This is a genomic window from Nostoc sp., from assembly GCF_036917195.1.
In the GTDB taxonomy this organism is placed as follows: domain Bacteria; phylum Cyanobacteriota; class Cyanobacteriia; order Cyanobacteriales; family Nostocaceae; genus Nostoc.
The window spans coordinates 124939-141727 of the sequence record NZ_JBALDG010000054.1; the positions used below are offsets into that span (position 1 = coordinate 124939).

General features: G+C 41.4%; 14 protein-coding genes and 1 pseudogene. 8 read left to right on the forward strand and 7 right to left on the reverse strand.

Going from position 1 to position 16789, the window contains the following annotated elements; genetic code table 11:
- Positions 1 to 204: 204 nt before the first annotated feature.
- The 3 genes and pseudogenes from V7K40_RS17320 to V7K40_RS17330 form a co-directional block, all read right to left on the reverse strand.
- Positions 205 to 303: pseudogene (locus tag V7K40_RS17320) on the reverse strand (glycosyltransferase); the annotation flags it as partial.
- A 129-nt stretch (positions 304 to 432) separates the two neighbouring features.
- Positions 433 to 555 (reverse strand): hypothetical protein, encoded by a 123-nt coding sequence (locus V7K40_RS17325; RefSeq protein WP_334961725.1) that lies wholly within the window; start codon positions 553 to 555, stop codon positions 433 to 435.
- Entirely contained in the window at positions 552 to 950 is a 399-nt protein-coding gene (locus V7K40_RS17330; protein WP_334961727.1) for a CU044_2847 family protein, read from the reverse strand. Before V7K40_RS17330 ends, V7K40_RS17325 begins: the two co-directional genes overlap by 4 nt.
- A gap of 134 nt (positions 951 to 1084) precedes the next feature.
- Between V7K40_RS17330 and V7K40_RS17335 the strand changes: the two genes are divergently transcribed.
- Positions 1085 to 4399, forward strand: a complete 3315-nt coding sequence (locus V7K40_RS17335; protein WP_334961729.1) for a pentapeptide repeat-containing protein — start codon at positions 1085 to 1087, stop codon at positions 4397 to 4399.
- Between the two features lie 468 nt (positions 4400 to 4867).
- Entirely contained in the window at positions 4868 to 5329 is a 462-nt protein-coding gene (locus V7K40_RS17340) for a cupin domain-containing protein (RefSeq protein ID WP_334961731.1), read from the forward strand.
- A 236-nt stretch (positions 5330 to 5565) separates the two neighbouring features.
- On the opposite strand, the gene V7K40_RS17345 is transcribed toward V7K40_RS17340, so the two are convergent.
- A complete protein-coding gene (locus tag V7K40_RS17345; RefSeq protein WP_334961733.1) occupies positions 5566 to 6132 on the reverse strand; it encodes a DUF2808 domain-containing protein in 567 nt (188 codons plus the stop codon).
- Positions 6133 to 6154: 22 nt separating this feature from the next.
- Entirely contained in the window at positions 6155 to 6592 is a 438-nt protein-coding gene (locus V7K40_RS17350) for a DoxX family protein (RefSeq protein WP_334961735.1), read from the reverse strand.
- A gap of 204 nt (positions 6593 to 6796) precedes the next feature.
- Here V7K40_RS17350 and V7K40_RS17355 point away from each other — a divergent pair, with 204 nt between their 5' ends.
- Complete coding sequence (locus V7K40_RS17355) at positions 6797 to 8968, forward strand: DEAD/DEAH box helicase (RefSeq protein WP_334961737.1); 2172 nt, start codon at positions 6797 to 6799, stop codon at positions 8966 to 8968.
- Between the two features lie 34 nt (positions 8969 to 9002).
- Here V7K40_RS17355 and V7K40_RS17360 read toward each other — a convergent pair whose 3' ends face one another.
- Positions 9003 to 9887 (reverse strand): SMP-30/gluconolactonase/LRE family protein, encoded by an 885-nt coding sequence (locus tag V7K40_RS17360; protein ID WP_334961739.1) that lies wholly within the window; start codon positions 9885 to 9887, stop codon positions 9003 to 9005.
- Between the two features lie 224 nt (positions 9888 to 10111).
- Entirely contained in the window at positions 10112 to 11050 is a 939-nt protein-coding gene (locus V7K40_RS17365; protein WP_334961741.1) for an NAD-dependent epimerase/dehydratase family protein, read from the reverse strand.
- A gap of 296 nt (positions 11051 to 11346) precedes the next feature.
- Here V7K40_RS17365 and V7K40_RS17370 point away from each other — a divergent pair, with 296 nt between their 5' ends.
- The 5 genes from V7K40_RS17370 to V7K40_RS17390 all read left to right on the forward strand — a co-directional run bounded on the left by V7K40_RS17370 (position 11347) and on the right by V7K40_RS17390 (position 16577).
- The gene (locus V7K40_RS17370; protein ID WP_334961743.1) at positions 11347 to 12489 is read left to right on the forward strand and encodes a glycosyltransferase; all 1143 of its coding nucleotides are present in this window, start codon (positions 11347 to 11349) and stop codon (positions 12487 to 12489) included.
- 112 nt (positions 12490 to 12601) lie between these two features.
- Positions 12602 to 13360, forward strand: a complete 759-nt coding sequence (locus V7K40_RS17375) for a sugar transferase (RefSeq protein ID WP_334961927.1) — start codon at positions 12602 to 12604, stop codon at positions 13358 to 13360.
- Between the two features lie 520 nt (positions 13361 to 13880).
- A complete protein-coding gene (gene gmd / locus V7K40_RS17380; RefSeq protein WP_334961745.1) occupies positions 13881 to 14960 on the forward strand; it encodes a GDP-mannose 4,6-dehydratase in 1080 nt (359 codons plus the stop codon).
- Between the two features lie 23 nt (positions 14961 to 14983).
- Entirely contained in the window at positions 14984 to 15928 is a 945-nt protein-coding gene (locus V7K40_RS17385) for a GDP-L-fucose synthase (RefSeq protein WP_334961748.1), read from the forward strand.
- Positions 15929 to 16001: 73 nt separating this feature from the next.
- A complete protein-coding gene (locus V7K40_RS17390; protein WP_334961750.1) occupies positions 16002 to 16577 on the forward strand; it encodes a 5-formyltetrahydrofolate cyclo-ligase in 576 nt (191 codons plus the stop codon).
- The last annotated feature ends 212 nt before the right edge of the window (positions 16578 to 16789 follow it).

Here is a 16789-nt window from a genome sequence, read left to right on the forward strand (position 1 = left end):
GACAGATTCTATTGAAGTTTTCCTGTATAAAGGTTTCAGCAATGGATAATTTATCTTTAGCAGATTAGATATTGGTATAGAGACGCGTTAAAAGCAGCACGAAGTGTAATTTCGTGTCTCTAGAAGGTTTTATGAAATCACGCAAAATCATTTTCATCGCTGAATTCAGCAACGCCTGAATTTTTAATTGCTACTTACTTCCTCGTTCATTTGCACAGCCCGACCGGGAGACGATAAGATAACTTTGACACTTAAAGACTGAGCAATTTCTCCTGTGCCATCCTCTGAGCCAGCATCTACTATAGCAGTCCTAAATCATTTGTAAAAATAAATAAACCGCAGAGGCACAGAGGAGGGCAGTTGCATGGGCGGGTTTCCCGACTTGAGCAAACTGCCCGTAGCGCAGAGATTTTCACGACTCATTTAGGATTGCTATATGATTACTTCTATATCTTTACTGGGTTGAGTAGTTGCGATCGCTTCTTTGATATTCCCCGCTTCATTGAGTACCGGAATAATAATATAAATTTTGACAGCACTAATATTCTGACTCATGATTGCTGAGTTTTATTTTCCAGTTGGTCAGGAAATGAACACTCTACCGTTACCTTAAGATTGCTCTCAGCCGTGCCTTTAGTTACGTAAGGTATACCTGCTTCACCACCAACTTTGATCCCAAATTCAAGAGTGACTTTATTAATATTAGCAATAGGGATTTTCTTAAAAGCATTGAGTGTATAAACAGTGTAAGCCCGAATTGTGCCTTCAATTGCTTGGAAATTTTGCACTATCTGTTTTTGTGCAACATCAGCATCCCATCCCTTATCAATTAGCGCTTCTTCCTCTCCCTGTGGGGATTCGATCCTAACTGGTGGTGCATCTACATTATCTGTGGCTTCAATGTAAATAATCGTGCCATCTTCTAACTGGATAGGTGTGAGTTGAGTCATGGGTAAATTTTGGATAAAAGAATTGCGTGTAAGGTAGCACAGCTGTAGTAACCTACAAATTTTTACGGAAAATGCGGTAAATTTCTTGTAGAAGCTGGAAATAATTCGGCACAACTATCATAGGGCTTTCCAGGATGAGTCGAGACGCTTTGGTGGTGGGAATTAATACATATGACCGCTTAAAATGTCTCAACGCACCAGCTGCGGATGCTGAAGCGATCGCTCAAATCTTACAACAACATGGGGAATTTCAGGTAACGCGGCTCCCAGCAGTCAAAGATAAGGAAAACCAGACGATTCGCATTGGTAAGCAAACCAAAGTTGCTTTAACTCAGCTAGAAAAAGCCATAGTCCAATTATTTAAACCAGATGGTAAGCCGCCAGACACAGCGCTACTGTATTTTTCTGGTCATGGATTGCGGAAAAATTTAGGAATTCAGGAAGGTTATTTAGCCACAAGTGAAGTCAATCCTGACACAGGTAATTGGGGATTATCTCTACAATGGCTGCGGCGACTGCTGCAAGAAAGTGAAGTAAGACAACAAATTGTGATTTTGGATTGCTGCTATAGCGGAGAGGTGCTAAATTTTGCAGAGGCAGATCCAGGCGATCGCGGTAAAGGCAGAGACAGGTGTTTTATTGCGGCTTCTCGTGATTTTGAAGTAGCTTTTGAAGAGATTAACAGCCAACACAGCGTACTAACTGCCGCACTGCTCAAAGGTTTGGCACCAAAACAAGACCGTTGGGTGAGTAACTACACCTTAGTAGATTTGCTCAATCAAGAACATCACCCCTTCCCCCAGCGTCCCATTTTTGCGAACTCTGGTGAAGCAATTAATCTCACCCGCAAATGGAATTCCTCTGTTGTTAACTCCACAGTACAAATATCAGGTATTTGTCCTTACAAAGGGTTGTCATATTTTGATTGTACAGAAGCAGATGCCAACTTATTTTATGGCAGAACAGTGTTAACCGACGAATTATTAGAAAAAGTGCGATCGGGTAATTTACTCGCTGTGTTGGGAGCATCAGGAAGTGGTAAGTCTAGTGTTGTTAGAGCGGGTTTACTTTATCAATTAAAGTTAGGACGTAGGTTATCAGGTAGTGAAACTTGGCAGTTGAAAATATTTCGACCAGGGATTAACCCCTTACAAAATTTAGCACTGGCATTTGTAGAATCAGAATTATCAGATATTGAACGCGCCTCACAATTAGCAAAAGCAGAAGAATTAATTGCCAAAGGCGCAGTTGGTTTAGGACAGTTGATTACTGCTGCACAAACTCAGCGCGTAGTGCTAGTGGTAGACCAATTTGAGGAAGCTTTTACTCAATGTCAAGACATTACAAAACGACAGCAGTTTTTTGAATGTGTGCTAGGTGCTTTGCAACGGGATGATAATAAACTCTGCCTAATAATTACAATGCGGGCTGATTTCTTTGGAAAATGTCTGGAACAAGAGTATGGTGGACTAGCTAAGAAAATTCAAGAGCATTTAGTAACGGTAACACCGATGAATCGGAAGGAATTAGAAACAGCAATTATCAAACCTGCTGAATATATGAACTTAGCAGTAGAAGCGGAATTAGTTTCTCAAATGATTGCAGATGTAGAAAATTCACCAGGAAGTTTACCGTTGTTGCAATACACGCTGACAGAACTATGGCAGCAAAGAACTGAAGAACGGTTAACCCTGACTACGTATAGCAAACTAGGTGGAGTCAGGGGAACCCTGCAAACACGCGCTACAGAAGTTTATAAGTCATTATCACTTGAGGAACAGCAAGCAACAAAGCGGATTTTTTTAGAATTGACGCAGTTGGGAGAAGGAACAGAAGATACCCGCAGACAGGTTGTGCAACGAGATTTAGTTACTTCACAGCATCGAGAAGTTGTGATTAATAGAATAATTCAACGGTTAGCTGATGAAAAGCTAGTTGTCACCAGTACCTTATCTAATCAAATTGCTGTGGTAGATGTGGCACATGAAGCACTGATTCGCAATTGGTTGCTATTACGCAAATGGATTGAGGAAAGTCGGGACATACTGCGACAAAAGCGGAAAATAGAAGCGGCAGCTATTGAATGGCGAGATAGGCGAAGGGTTAAGGATTATCTCTTTCAGGGGAAGCGGTTAAGAGAGGTAAAAAATTTTCAGAAGCAACAAACTGAGAACTTAAGATTATCTGACCTAGCTATTGAGTTTATTCAAGCAAGTGTCAGACAAAGACGGAATAAACGCTTTCAGTCAATTGTTTTTTTCTTAATTATCCCGCTGGTTTTATCAATATTTGTGGGCATAGTTATTGAGGAACAGATTAGGATAAACCAACTTTGGCAAACTGTTGATGCTGCTAGAGGAAAGAAGGATAGTAACGCAAGAATTCGAGCACTTGAAAAACTAGTCCAAGCTGGTGAGAGTTTAGCTAACAGAGATTTCAGCGGTGCCTACCTCAGCCTTGCCTACCTCAGCTTTGCCAACCTCAGCAGCGCCAACCTCAGCAGCGCCAACCTCAGCAGTGCCAACCTCAGCAGTGCCAACCTCAGCGATGCCAACCTCAGCCATGCCAACCTCAGCCATGCCAACCTCAGCCATGCTAACCTCAGTCATGCCAACCTCAGCGATGCCAACCTCAGCGATGCCGACCTCAGCAACGCCAACCTCAGCGATGCCAACCTCAGCAGCGCCAACCTCAGCGATGCCAACCTCAGCCATGCTATTTACAACAAGCAAACTAAATTTCCCCAAAATTTCAATCTTGATGACAAACAAATGTACCTGATTGGCCCTAATGCCAACCTTAGCAGTGCTGATCTCAGCGATACCAAATTCAATTATTTTGAGAACCTTAGTAATTCCAACTTCAGGAGTGCCAACCTCAGTGGGGCTGATTTTAAGTTTGCCGACCTCAGTCATGCCAACCTCAGCCGTGCTAACCTCAGCAATGCCGATCTCACCTTTACTACCCTTAGCGAGGCTAACCTCAGCGCTGCTATTTACACCAAGCAAACTAAGTTTCCCCAAAATTTCAATCTTGATGACAAACAAATGTATCTGATTGGCCCTAATGCCAACCTTAAAGGTGCTGACCTCAAAGGTGCTTTTCTTGATTTTGAAGACCTCCAATATGCTGACCTTAGAGGTGCCGATCTCAAAAATGCCAAACTATTTGGGACAAACCTCTGGTATGCCGACCTCAGCAATGCCAAACTCAATTATGCCGACTTCAGCAAAGCCAGCCTCAAAGGTGCTAACCTCATTAGTTCCGACCTCAGTAATGCCGACCTCAGCGAAGCTAAATTTGGTGGTGCTGACATCAGCTATACCAACTTTAAAGGTGCTAAAAACCTTACTCTTCAGCAAGTCAAATCTGCTAAAAATTGGGATAAGGCTAAATACGACAAAGATTTTCGTGCCAAGCTTGGTTTACCACCAGAACCAGCTAAGTGAATACTTTGGGTTGCATTTTACTTCTACCCAATCCTGCAATGCAACTTGACGCAAACTTTTTCTACATCATTATTCCACTAAAAGTAGTTGTTTTGCGGTCTTCTTTGCGTCTATGGGCAAAACAAAAAGATTTATTCAGAGCGAGTAAAGCGATCGCCCTTTTCGGAGATTACTTCGCTCGCAATGAGTTTTTATAATTAAGCGATCGCAGCAAACAAAAACTAACCCTGAAGTAACTTCCGTCAACTCTGAAGTAGCTTTTGCGAACCCGGAAGCAGCTTTTGCAAACCTTGAAGTAGCTTTTGCGAACCCGGAAGCAGCTTTTGCGAACCCGGAAGCAGCTTTTGCGAACCCGGAAGCAGCTTTTGCGAACCCGGAAGTAGCTTTTGCGAACTCTGCATCTCATCTGAAAAAATGGCATCAAAGTGCAATAATTCACAATAAATCTGTTTCTCAATTGGTAATTCAATGATTATTAATCCCCAAGAAGTACCTAGTGAAATACGCACAAATTACCCTGATGAGTTCAAGCCAATGGTTGCAGGAAGAATACGGCAACAGTTAGGTAACTTTGCAGGATTGCAGAACTTTGGAGTAAATCTAGTAAAGTTAGAACCTGGAAGCTATTCTTCTATAAGACACTGGCATTCTCATCAAGATGAGTTTATCTATGTTTTGGAGGGTGAACTGACATTAGTCACAGATAGAGGTGCAGAAATTATCACACCGGGAATGGCAGCAGGATTTCCCGCAGGTGAGGCAAATGGACATCATTTAGTAAATCGCTCATCGGTGGTTGCTATTTATTTAGAGGTAGGAGATCGTACTCCCAATGACAAAGTTACTTACCCTGATGAAAATTTGATGACAACAGCTAGCCCTGATGGTAAGTCTAGAAAACTTATTCGTAACGATGGCACACCCTATTAAATTTAGTCCTAATTTAGTCTATTGGTTCTCAATCAGGTGATCTGTGATTAAAAAGCGACACCTACGGTGGGCTACGCCAACGCTACCTACAAGTTCGCTTACAATTTAGCTAAATTTGATGTCATTCCCAGGATAATCCCCATGAGTGCGATCGCTCACTTGCCGGATTGGTTCTCAATCAGATTAAGCTGTCCTGATTCCACAAAGCGTTGTTCATCGGATTGACGGAATGCACGCTATGGAAACCCCCAGCTTCCCCTATTGCTGTAAAACTGAAACCGTCCAAAGCCGAGAAATTGTCCGTGGGAATTTTCACCCACTGGAAACGCTGTCACACCTAGTAAATAGACACCAGAAAAGCTCGGATTCCTCACAGGGCGAAGGGCGATTGTGACTGTCTGTCCTGGAGTCACAGGTGGATCAAAGTTCACAGTAAGTGTTCGTGTCTTGCGTTCGTTGGTGACTGCGCCTAGTGTAAGTCGCGTTTCTTTGCGATCGCTTTTTCCGACAAACGCATAGGTATCATTAAGATCGTAGCGGATGTTTTCTGTTCCCTCCCTCTGGGCGATCGTTACCTTCTGGAGGGATTCTCCAGCATTCTCCGGCACGTTAATAGTAAAATAGTAAGTTGCGCCCCAAATATTCACATCTTTATAAGTAGTTGTCGCGTTAACGAGTTTCGGCGGTTGGACAAAGTAGACTATGCCATCTCTAAGCTGCACAGCTTGAGTCACCGGAACAGTTACTCCTGCGATGCTTATTCCTAACGAGAGTGTTATCCCAAACAAAGTTGCAACGCGCATGATTCAGATATAAAAAACGCACTTATTTCAATTCTAGTTCTTTGGGAATAAGTGACTTAGGAATGATAGAAGCTTGTTTTTCCGAATCAGAAGATTTCGTGTACCACCAAGCCCAAGCAATTAAAACTGCTTGAAGGGGAAGCCTGACTACATGTACCCAAGGTGAATTTGGTATATGTTCTAGCTTAATATGATTAACCGCCATGTTGATATTGGCAGGGTAAACAGCAATAAAAAGAGCAATAAGTCCCCAAGCAGCAGCTTGACTTACAGGCGGGACTAATAAGCCGATACCACCCAAAATTTCATAAAAGCCACTGAGATAAACTAATCCTAAAGGGTAAGGTAGTTGCGGCGGCATAATTTTGACATACGGTTCTGGAATAATAAAGTGTGTCGCTCCAACCACAATGATGCATATAGCAAGGACGACACGTAATATTTCCTTATACTTATTCATAGGTTTTGCCTGATTATATACTTGTCCCTATTACTTCAGTTTGGTTTATGGATGTTAATCTGTCTTGAGTCAATAGGAGTAAAAATCGGCAATATTTTCCAAAATACGACTTATTTCAGAGATTCATCTAATTGTCCATCACATCTTACAGCTATGTGAGCGATTCTTTAACGCTCATGTCGCTAACAATTATTCATAAAAAATATGAGCGATACCTTTAGCCGACTTGCACCCTTCATCCAAGAATATATTTATTATCACCAGTGGACTGAATTGCGGCCAGTTCAAATTGCCGCTTGTCAAGTTATATTTGACACTGATGCTCATTTGCTAGTTACTGCTGCAACTGCTGCGGGTAAAACAGAAGCAGCCTTTCTGCCAGTTTTGACTTTATTACATGCTAACCCTGCTGCAACTATCGGGGCATTGTATATTAGTCCAATAAAAGCTTTAATTAATGATCAATTTGAGCGTCTCAACGACTTACTCAAAGAAGCAGATATTCCAGTTTGGCGCTGGCATGGTGATGTTTCTCAAAGTCGAAAAAACAAGCTTTTAAAAAATCCTCAAGGCATTCTCCAAATTACACCAGAATCTCTAGAAAGTTTGTTAATCAACAAAAATAACGACCTACTTCACTTCTTTGGTGATTTAAGATTTGTGATCATTGATGAAATTCATGCCTTTATGGGTTCAGAACGCGGTTGTCAAATTATTTGCCAATTACAACGTTTAGCACAGTTGACACAAAAACAACCGCGCCGTATTGGTTTATCGGCGACTCTGGGTGATTACTCAACAGCTGAAAATTGGTTGCGTTCTGGAACAGAGAAGCCAGTAATTACACCGCAAATTGACGGGATAAAACGCCAAATAAAACTAGCTGTAGAACATTTTTATATTACTGATGGAGTAGATGAATCAGAAACAACAGCTTATGAACAATATATTTTTAACCTCAGCAAATCTCGCAAATGCCTAATATTTGCTAATAATCGCACACAGACCGAATCTGTAATCGCATCTTTGCGACAAATTGCTACACAAAAACTACCAGATATATATCATGTGCATCATGGGAGTATATCTGCTAGCTTGCGGCAAGCAGCTGAAAATGCGATGCGTGAACCCAACAATCCAGCTGTTACTGCCGCTACTCTGACTTTAGAATTAGGCATAGATATCGGTCATTTAGAGCGGATTATTCAGTTAGAATCACCCTTGTCTGTAGCTAGCTTTTTACAGCGCTTAGGACGTAGTGGTAGAAGAGGTGAAGCTGCCGATATGCGCTTTATCTGCGCTGAAGAGAAACCATTATCAGAAGCATCTCTACCAGAACAAATCCCGTGGCAACTTTTGCAGTCTATCGCTATCATTCAACTTTATTTAGAAGAGCAATGGATTGAACCAATCAGACCGATTAAATACCCTTTGAGTTTGCTTTATCACCAAACAATGAGTATTTTAACCGCAGCGGGCGAAATTTCACCTAATGCCCTAGCTAAACAAATTTTTAGTCTGTCAAGCTTTGCTGCTATTTCCAAAGAAAATTTCCAATTATTGCTCCGCTATTTAATTGATATTGGTCATATTCAGCATACTGAACAAGGTAAATTAATCCTGGGTTTGGCAGGAGAAAAGGTTGTGAGAAAATTTCAGTTTTATGCTGTCTTTGCTGAACATCAAGAATATATTGTTAAGCAAGGTGCAACAGAAATTGGCAGTATCGTCACGCCGCCTGCTGTTGGCAATCAATTTGCTTTAGCTGGGAGAACTTGGGAAGTCGTAGAACTTGACTTTAAAAAGAAGGCTATTTTTGTTAAACAAGCTGAGGGTAAACCTAGTATTTATTGGCGTGGTGGTGGTGGCACTATTCATACCAAAGTTTTGCAACGAATGCAGCAAGTTTTATTTGAAAATGCCGAGTATAGTTACTTGCAAAAAAATGCTTTGCAACGTTTACGTAAAGTTCGCCAATTAGTACAGCAGGTAGGATTAGATAAACAAAATATATTGCAATTGGAAAAAGGTAAATGCTGCATTTTTCCGTGGATGGGTACGGTTGCTTATCGCACCTTAGAAAGATTACTCAACTCTTACTGTCGAGAATCATTGGAAATTATCAGTATTGGCGGAGTAAATCCATATTATTTTACAATGAAATTAGGCAAGGATAAATTTAAATATCTTTATCGTGAAATTGGTTCCTTGTGTGAGCAAAGAATTAACTCAGAAGATTTACTCAGTACTTCAGAAGCACCGGAAATTCAAAAGTATGATCAATTTATTCCTCATCCACTTTTACGAAAAGCTTTTGCTAGCGATTATTTAGATATGAGAGAACTCAAACAGCAAGTGGCACTGTGGAGAGAATAAACAATAGCACAATACTTTAATTACCCGAAAATTGCTATAATTCCTGAAAACCATAAGTAGGTAATCCAGTAACATCAGTTCGGAGAGCAAACAAATCACCAGAGGAGAAACTTTTTTCAATCTCTGCTTGGCTGAGTCCAACTGAAGCAGTAGTAATGTAAAGTGTTTGCAAATCCTCGCCCCCAAAAGTACAGCTGGTTGGCAATTGCACAGGTAGCTTTATCCGCAATATCTCTTCACCTTTGGGATTGAAACGAATCACATACCATCCATCCCACATAGCTGACCAAATATTTCCTTCACTGTCTATTGTCAACCCATCTGGGTAAAAAGATTCATTAATTAAATTAACACAAATACGGCGATTACTAATATTTCCTGTTACTGAATTAAAGTCGTAAGCATATATTTTTTGATGGGGAGAATCTGTCAAGTAAAACGTCTTTTCGTCAGGACTCCACCCCAGACCATTAGAGACAGTCAATCCCGTTTCCATCACATGCAATGAACCATCATTGTCATAGCGATAGAGGCTAGCATGAGGTTTTTCCAAAGAAGACATTGAGCCAAACCAAAAGCGGCCTTGAGAGTCGCATTTGCCATCATTAAAGCGATTATTTGGCAGATTCGATTCAATTTCCAAAATGGGGGTAACTACACCTGTCTGGGTGTTGAGGAATGCTAGATAATCGCGCAGCACCATAATTAATCTATCTGCACCTGCTGTTGCGATCGCACCGACAACATCTCCCACATCAAAAAAGCTGTTTTTTCCCGTGGTAGGATGAAACTGATGCACCCGATGGTTATAAACATCGACCCAGTACAGTAAGTTTTGGGTAGAGTCCCAGATGGGCCCTTCACCTAACCGAGCACGGGCTTCTAGAACATTGTGGAGTGGATATTGCGACTCGTTCATTTTATCACCTAATAACACCATTTATAGAAAATAATTTCAGTGGCATTGACGCAATGTGTTAAAAAACATTTGCCGACTAATACACAACAGGAAAAAATGTTTTTCCTATTCAAGGAAAAACTAAAGACGTAATGAATTGCATCTTTCTAAAGTAAAAGAAAAGATTCTATCTTTTGACTAAGGCTCAGATTCCCGACTTATCTAAAAAGTCAGGAATCTTGTTGTTAAACAGCTTGTAAAATCTCCTCATCTACAGAGAAATCCACTTCAGCTTTGTCTTTTGCATTTACCAAATAATCATTTTCCAGAGAGTCTTGTAACCCAGAAATCAAATCATATTCAGGTTGCCAGTTTAATTCTGTTTGCGCTTTGTTCACCGAAGCAAAGAAATGCTGCACCCGCATCGGAAAAGCTTTGCGTTTGCCGAAATCAAACTTTTTCGGGTCGTAATGGACGATTTTTACAGCATCAGGTGATTTACCAGCCGCTACAGCACTAGCACGGGCTAAACCATCAAAAGTGACAAAGCGATCGCCAGAGATATTATAAATCTGCCCTATGGCCTGTTTATTGCCCAAAACTTGAGTCATTGCCTTTGCCAAGTCTTTTACATGACCTAGCTGCGTGATATGCAAGCCATTTCCAGGGATAGGAATCGGGCGATCGCGCACAATTCTGTCAAAAAACCAGCCTTCCAACTCATTATAATTACTAGGGCCGTAAATATAAGTAGGACGAATAGAGGTAAAGGGCAATCCCAATTGAGTCAGGTAAGCTTCTGTTTCATGTTTACCCTTATGGCGACTTTTGGGATCTACTGGATCACCTTCTACATGGGGCAATTGGTCAGATTTGAGATATACTCCCGCAGAACTCATATACACAAAATGTTGCATCCGGTCTTGAAAAATTTCTGCTAATGGTTGAGTATCAGTCAGTTCCCGCCCATTATTGTCAAAAATGATATCAAAATTTTCTTGTGATAATTTTGCTTTTAATTGGGTAGCATCCGTGCGATCGCCTATAATTTGTCCTACTCCCTGTAAAGAAGGTGCTGGCCGATTCCCACGATTGAATAGCACCACCTCGTGTCCTTGTTCTACTAGTAGTTGAGTCAAATAGACACCAATGAACCGAGTACCACCCATAATTAGAATTCGCATAAATTCCCCATTCCTATGTCAGTTGTCGTCAAAGGATTGGGAACTGGTGACTGGGGAAAAGGCAGAAGGGCAAAAGAAGAATAAAAATTCCCAATGCCTAATCCCCAATGCCCAATCCCCAATGCCCAATCCCCAATTTGAGGTTATCAGGTTGCAGCATCCATCTGGAACCCTGAGGGAAAGATTGCGTCTTATGTGCTAATCTAGGGCGCTTCCCGTTAATTAATCACAAGGGGAAACTTTTCAGTTAACCTGATCAAGTTGGCCTTTGTATTTTCCATTTATTCAAGTTAGCTGTGCCCTTGAAATATGCTCTGGTTCATGAGTGGCTGACACCCAAAGCCACCGGTGGTTCAGAACTCGTTGTCCGAGAGATTTTGAATCACATTGATGCTGATTTGTATGCCCTCATCGATTTTGAATCTAGCAATAGAGAAAGTTATTTATATAAGCGTCAGATTGGCAAGACGTTTCTCCAGAACTTTCCCTATGCCCGCAACGGTATACAAAAATACTTGCCAATGTGGCCTTTGGCAATTGAACAACTTGATTTGCGGCATTATGACATAATTTTGTCTTCATCCCACGCTGTTGCCAAAGGAATCCTTACCACTCCCGAACAGATGCATATTTGCTACTGTCACAGCCCTATGCGCTATGCCTGGGACTTGACCTTTGATTATCTGCGCCACAGCAAAATGGGTAGTGGCTTACCTGGGTGGATGACGCGATATTTATTACATCGGTTGCGTCAGTGGGATGTATTGAGTGCCAATCGAGTTGATTACTTCATTGCTAACTCGCAGCATACAGCTCGGCGGATTTGGCGTTGTTATCGGCGAGAAGCAACAGTCATTTACCCACCAGTGAATATTACGGAATTTCCATTTCTGTCTGAAAAAGAGGACTTTTACCTGACAGTTTCCCGATTAGTGAGTTACAAGCAAATATCGTTGATTGTCAAGGCTTTTAATCAACTAAAACGACCATTAGTAGTCATTGGTACAGGAGATGAAATGAAAAAGATTCGCAAGATGGCAAACTCTAATATCCAAATACTGGGATGGCAACCCGATAATGTGGTAAAAAAATATATGTCTAGGGCTAAGGCGTTTGTGTATGCAGCTTGTGAAGATTTTGGTATTGCCCTAGTGGAAGCACAGGCCTGTGGCACGCCAGTGATTGCCTACGGTGCAGGAGGTGCTCTAGAAACAGTGCGAGATATCCGCTCTTATGTGGATACAGGGACAGGTATATTCTTCAGGACGCAAACAGAGGCGGCTTTAGTGGAGGCAGTAGAAAAGTTTGAAATGTATGAAGGTTCGTTCAGTTCCGAGTATATGCGATCGCACGCCGCGCAGTTCTCACCGCAAATCTTTGCAGATCGTTATCTAGATTTTGTAAACAAGTGCAACGAAAAAAGACCGTTTTTGGAATGATGGTCTTAGTTAATCTCTTCTTTTTTTAGGCTTTTGGCAATTTCCCCCCAGAAGAACCTCATTTTGGCTTTAATATTGGGACTATGTGTGGTGTGGATTATTAAGGAGTATGATGACTGCCCAGAGCTCACTCCTCTCCGGCAAACGAGGCGTACGGCAAGACACTAGAGCGTCTACGCGTACTTTCTTAAAACGCGGTCAAAAAACAAAGACGCCAAAAGTTAAACCCAAAGGTTTATCTTTTCAGGGTTTAAACGGAGAGTTTGCCAAACGACTGTTCGATATAGTGTTTTCGCTGTCAGTATTAATTTTGTTCTTCCCCGTTTACTTAATCTTGGCCTTGCTGATTGCTCTCAGTTCTGAAGGTCCAATTTTTTATGTCCAGGAACGGGTAGGGAAAAATTACAAGGCGTTTAATTGTATTAAATTCCGAACAATGGTGAGCAATGCCGACGAAATCCTCATGCAAATGATGGAAACATCGCCCCAGTTGCGACAAGAATTTGAAAGCAGTTTTAAGCTGAAACAAGACCCCAGGATTACCAAAATTGGTCGATTTTTGCGAATTACTAGCTTAGACGAATTTCCCCAGTTCTGGAACGTTTTAAAAGGGGACATGAGTGTAGTCGGTCCCCGACCTTTAGTAGCAGAAGAACTGCCAAAATACGGTTGTCACATTGATGAGATTTTAACAATCCGTCCAGGAATTACTGGTTTGTGGCAGGTGTCTGGGCGTAATGACATTCCCTACCCTCGGCGAGTCCAAATAGACCTGCATTATGTCAAATTTAGGAATTTATGGCTTGATTTATGGATTATCTTGAAAACTGTTGATGTGGTCATTCTGCCCAAAAATAACGGGGCATACTGAGTAAGTACTTAGGGTCGATTCTGTGAGACAGTTAATGCCCCTAAGTACCAATTATTACTGTAAAGCTAAACTACTGTTCATCTTTGTTTATATAGTTATCTATCTATATTTATGCCTTTCTACCTAACTCAGACTTCTTTTAACGTTCATCTGTAGCTCCTTTTGCTCTTATTCAGATTTTTGCCAAAAAAAGTTTAATTTAAAATATTTATTTTATTCAGTCTTCACAAAACTAGAAATATATGAAGTTTTGACAAAAAAGAACCTATACAATACAGAATCTTTAAAGAATCTTCATCTATTTGGTAAAAGAAAAAATATACAAAATTAAACAACCTTCATCTATCTCAGGTTGATATAACGTGTTAAATTAATTTTTATTAAGTATATTTATTTATGGAAAAAGTCTTCTAACAACAAGAAATCGTATGTTTCCCATTAGGCAATTCAGCAATTAGCTGCTAGGTTGTATAAGATTGACTGTAACTTTTTAATCAAAGACAATAAGGGATAATTGAGGATGACGCAACAGAAGCGAGCGTTAATTACTGGTATTACTGGTCAAGATGGTTCATATCTGAGTGAGTTTTTGCTGGAACAAGGTTATGAGGTTCATGGGATTATTCGCCGGACTTCTACCTTCAACACAGACCGCATTGATCACATTTACGAAGACCCCCACAAAGAGGGAGTGCGGTTGTTTCTTCATTATGGTGACTTGACGGATGGTACGACGTTGCGGCGTATTTTAGAAGACGTCAAGCCAGTAGAAATTTACAACCTAGGCGCTCAATCCCATGTCAGAGTCAGCTTTGATTCACCAGAATACACAGTAGATGCTGTAGGAATGGGGACACTGCGTCTGTTAGAAGCAATTCGGGACTACCAACAGCGTACCGGAATTCAGGTGCGATTTTACCAGGCGGGTTCTTCTGAAATGTACGGTTTAGTACAAGCAGTACCTCAAACTGAGACAACACCCTTTTATCCCCGCAGTCCGTATGCCTGTGCGAAAGTTTATGCCCACTGGCAAACTGTAAATTATCGTGAGTCCTATGGTTTGTTTGCTTGTAATGGTATACTTTTTAACCACGAGTCACCAAGGCGGGGTGAAACCTTTGTAACCCGCAAAATTACTAGAGCAGTGGCTCGTATCGTTGCTGGGAAGCAGAAAAAAATTTACATGGGTAATCTAGATGCCAAGCGAGATTGGGGCTATGCGAAGGATTACGTCAAAGCAATGTGGTTGATGGTGCAGAAAGACCAGCCAGACGATTACGTAATTGCTACTGGTGAAACCCACTCGGTGCGGGAGTTTTTGGAACTGGCATTTACTTACGTAAATCTCAATTGGCAAGATTATGTAGAGTTTGATGAGCGTTACCTCCGTCCATCTGAGGTAGAGTTATTGATTGGCGATTCTACCAAAGCACGGCAGAAGTTGGGCTGGACACCATCAGTAACCTTTGAAGAACTAGTTTCCTTAATGGTAGAAGCAGATTTACAAGCATTGGGTCACACTTCACCCAATGGAAATGGTTCGCAATTTCCAAATGATATTGCGACTATTCGTCAACAGCTGGGCGCTTTGCACTTCTGATTCACACCACAGAGGATAAAAATATGACCGCCTTAGAATTAAAAAATAAACGCATTCTCGTCACTGGTGGGTCAGGGTTTCTAGGTCGTCAGGTGATAGATCAACTGGGTAAAGCAGGCGCTGATCGTGAGAAGATTACAATAGTGCGATCGGGCGATTGTGATCTGCGTGTCTGGGAAAATAGCCAACGTGCAGTTGACCAACAAGACATAATTATCCATTTAGCAGCTCATGTTGGTGGCATCGGTCTGAACCGCGAAAAACCCGCAGAGTTGTTCTACGATAACTTGATTATGGGAACCCAGCTAATTCATGCTGCCTATCAAGCTGGAGTACAAAAATTTGTTTGTGTTGGCACAATCTGCGCCTATCCTAAATTCACTCCAGTGCCATTCAAAGAAGATGATCTTTGGAATGGCTACCCAGAGGAAACCAACGCCCCCTACGGAATTGCTAAAAAAGCACTTTTAGTCCAATTGCAATCTTACCGCCAGCAGTACGATTTTAATGGGATTTACCTACTGCCAGTGAATTTATATGGCCCAGAAGACAACTTTGACACTGGAAGTTCCCACGTTATTCCAGCATTAGTTCGCAAAGTTCACGAAGCCCAAATTAAGGGAGAAAAGCAACTTCCAGTTTGGGGTGATGGTAGTCCCACCCGCGAGTTTCTGTATTCTGAAGATGCAGCGCGGGGGATTGTTATGGGGACTGAATTTTATAACGAATCGGAACCAGTTAACTTGGGAACGGGTGATGAAATCTCCATCCTTGATTTAGTAACTCTAATCTGTGAATTGATGGAGTTTAAGGGTGAAATTGTCTGGCAAACTGATAAGCCTAATGGTCAACCCCGCCGCCGTTTAGATACTGAACGGGCAAAGCTTGCCTTTAATTTCACAGCTCAGGTGGGCTTTGAAGAAGGGTTAAAGAATACGATTGAGTGGTATCGTCAACACGCTGCATAACGATGTACTGGTGAATGTAGGGTGGTATAAGCTGGGCAATGCCCAGCTTATTTGTTTGACGCTATAAATTTTCATGGACAAAGTTAATCATCAACTAAATAAAGCAGAACTACGCCGCACTCTACTCAAAACACGTCAATCAATGTCCGTCGAAGAGTGGAGAGAAAAAAGCGATCGCATTTGCTTTCATTTACAAAACTCTACTTTGTTCACCCAAGCAAAAACAATACTCGCTTATTTCAGCTTTCGCCAAGAACCTGATCTCAGTCCACTATTTGCAAACACAAAATACCGTTGGGGATTTCCTCGCTGCGTTGATCAATCCCTATGTTGGCATATTTGGCAGCCTAACGATTCTGTCCAAAGCGGCGCTTATGGCATTCCTGAACCGCACCCTGACGCTCCAATATTAGATCCGGCTGAAGTGGATTTGATTCTCGTCCCCAGTGTAGCTTGCGACTATCAAGGATATCGTTTGGGTTATGGCGGTGGATATTATGATCGCTTGCTCAGTTTACCGCAGTGGCAGACAAAGCCGACTATCGGAATAGTCTTTGAGTTTGCCTATTTGTCCCAAATACCTATTGAACTTTGGGATAAACCACTACAAGTTGTTTCTACGGAAACCGGATTTACTCAAAAAGGCTGAAGGATTCAGGATAATGAAGACATTAACTGAAAAACTGGATTCAAAAATACGGTTTTTTGACAACTTTCTTGGGCTACTATCATAAGTAAAGCGAATAATTCAATATTTTTCAAAATAAAGAGCAAGTAGCGTGAATGTTTACATTATTGTTGAATTAAAAACTCAAATTCGCAATCATTATGCTTATTTTTGTGCTTACTATACAAAAGCCT